Source organism: Candidatus Ruminimicrobium bovinum (genome assembly GCF_902760015.1).
Taxonomy (GTDB): Bacteria; Elusimicrobiota; Endomicrobiia; order Endomicrobiales; family Endomicrobiaceae; genus Ruminimicrobium; species Ruminimicrobium bovinum.
In genome coordinates this window covers 1-2,374 of the sequence record NZ_CACWEU010000220.1, presented here as the reverse complement: position 1 = coordinate 2,374, position 2,374 = coordinate 1, and the positions used below count along the sequence as shown (strand labels likewise).

2 protein-coding genes are annotated in these 2,374 nt (G+C 26.2%); both read right to left on the bottom strand.

Annotated features, from left to right (window positions below; genetic code table 11):
• Positions 1-563 (bottom strand): 1-acyl-sn-glycerol-3-phosphate acyltransferase (locus tag ACMUOV_RS07405; RefSeq protein WP_413854488.1); only part of this gene is annotated, 563 nt, incomplete at its 3' end.
• A partial coding sequence (locus tag ACMUOV_RS07400) for an AMP-binding protein (RefSeq protein ID WP_413854487.1) occupies positions 560-2,374 on the bottom strand: 1,815 nt, incomplete at its 5' end. The genes ACMUOV_RS07405 and ACMUOV_RS07400, both read right to left, overlap by 4 nt.

The window sequence follows — 2,374 nt, the reverse complement described above, 5'->3', positions numbered from 1 at the left end:
CCTTTTAAATTTTCATCTACATTTAATTTTGTAGGTTTAAAAATGTTTACTACAACTTTTATTTTTGGTTTTATTTTAACTTTATTTCCGTAATAAGAAAAAGTTGTATATTGTGTTCCATCTATGTGTATAGGAACTATGTAAGCATCTGTTTTATCTGCTATCACTGCAGGACCAGGATAAATTTTCATCATATTACCTGTAGAAGTAACTCTACCTTCTGGATAAATAACAAGTTTTTGCCCGCTATTTATTTCTTTTATAATAGATTTTACTGCCATAGGTTTGTTCGGTTCTATTTTAAAAAATTTAGTAATGTTTAATAATGGTTTTATATACCACTTTTTTGCAATTATAGGATTTATCGTAAAACATAAATTTTCAGGAATAAATGCCCACAACAAAAAAGTATCTATAAAAGAATTATGATTTGCAATAAACAAAACTTTACCTTGCAAATTTTTTATTTCATCTAACCCTTTTACTTGAACTCTTAAAAAAAGTTTAGATAAAGCAACTATCAACTTTTTATTAAGTAAAACTTTTATTATTGCATTAATCATTTAAGTTCCTTAAACATTTCATATAACTTAGCATAATCTGTAGCACCAGTTCCTATTATAGGAATTCTGTCAACAATTATTATCCTATTAGGCAATATAAAGTTTTCAATTTTTTGTTTTTGAACTTTATTTTCTAACTGTTGTAAAGTTGCAGATTGATTTGTAGTAAACAATACTATTTCTTTTTTACCGTTAACCAACATTGAAAGCAATGCATGCTTAGAATGTTTCCATATATTTGATATGTTAAATTCTAATTCTGTTAACGAAACACTTTCCCCATCAACTTTTGTAAATCTTTGAGATTTTCCTTTTATAAATATAAATTTATCGTTATCAATTTCTACAATATCGCCAGTATCAAACCACAGGTCATCAACTTTTGTAGAAACTAGTTGTTTTTTTTCTATATACCACTTTGCTATATTAGGACCTTTTACTAATAAATGGCTATATCCCACAAAAGCAGTTGTAGATTCCAATTTGCATTCTATAGATGGCAAAAATCGGCCAACACTGTATTGTTTAAAATACATTGGTGTATTTATTGATCTTGTTGATGCTGTGTCTGTAGTTCCATAAGCTTCAAAAATTCGTTTTCCAAAATTATCTTCCCAAATTTTTATAGTTTCTTCTTTAAGTTTTTCTATACCAGCTATCACATACCTAATAGCATAAAAATTGTAAGGATGTGCATTTTTTGCATACCCATTTAAGAAAGTGTCTGTTCCTAAAAGAACAGTTGAGTTTGTATCATAAACTAATTCTGAAATCATTTTATATTGCAATGGCAAATGATACAAAAATACTTTTATTCCTCTAATCAATGGCAAAAATGTTCCTGCTACAAGCCCTAAAGATGAAAATATTGGCATAGCATTAAAAAAACTATCTAAAATACCAAAATCCATAACACTTGAAATTTGTGCCATTTGAGCTTGAATATTCCTATGTGTTAAAATTACGGATTTACTTTTTCCTTTTAATGCAGAAGTAAATAAAATAACAGCTGGAGAGTTTACATCAAAATTTGAACAAATATTTTTATAACATGTTCTTGGGAAAAAAGATTTTACAAATGCCGACATCTTGTTAAATATTGTACAATTATCCTCTATATCTTCTATATAAATAATATTTATATTATTATTTTTTAAAGCGATTATTAAATTTTCTAATTTCAAAACTTTTATAAAAAATGTAGCTGTATATACTGTTTTAATTCCAACATTTTTTATATTAAAAAGTATATTCTCTATTGTATCTGTATAATTTATCATTGCAGGAATTCTATTAAGTGCCGATAATGCAAAAAATATTTCCATTGTGGATTTAGAATTTGTTGCAATTATACCTACAAATTCTTTATCTTCTGTTTGTTTAATTATCTTACTAGTAAAAGTAAACACTTTATAAATAAATCTTCCCAGTGTGATAGAAGTTCTATTTATATCTTCTAAAATTCTTTTACTTCTACCTACAAAAGATAAATTATTTATTAAAGATTCAAACAAAGTCTTATTGGAAAAGTTGCTAACAAATTTCATTTCACACATAATATCATAAAGTTTTGTAACAGCAATATTTCTTCTTCTAGTATCTGATAAAGATTTATTTACATCTAATTTTCTTGGATGTAATACTGTGAGTTTAATATTTCTTTGCCTTTTACTTTTTGTTTTTGCCCCAAAATATGAAAAATCTGAATATTGTATCCCCTCTATACATATAGGCAAAATATCAGCATTACTTTTATCTGCTATCACTGCAGGACCTGGATAAACTTTCATAAGTCCACCAGTAGTTGTAAT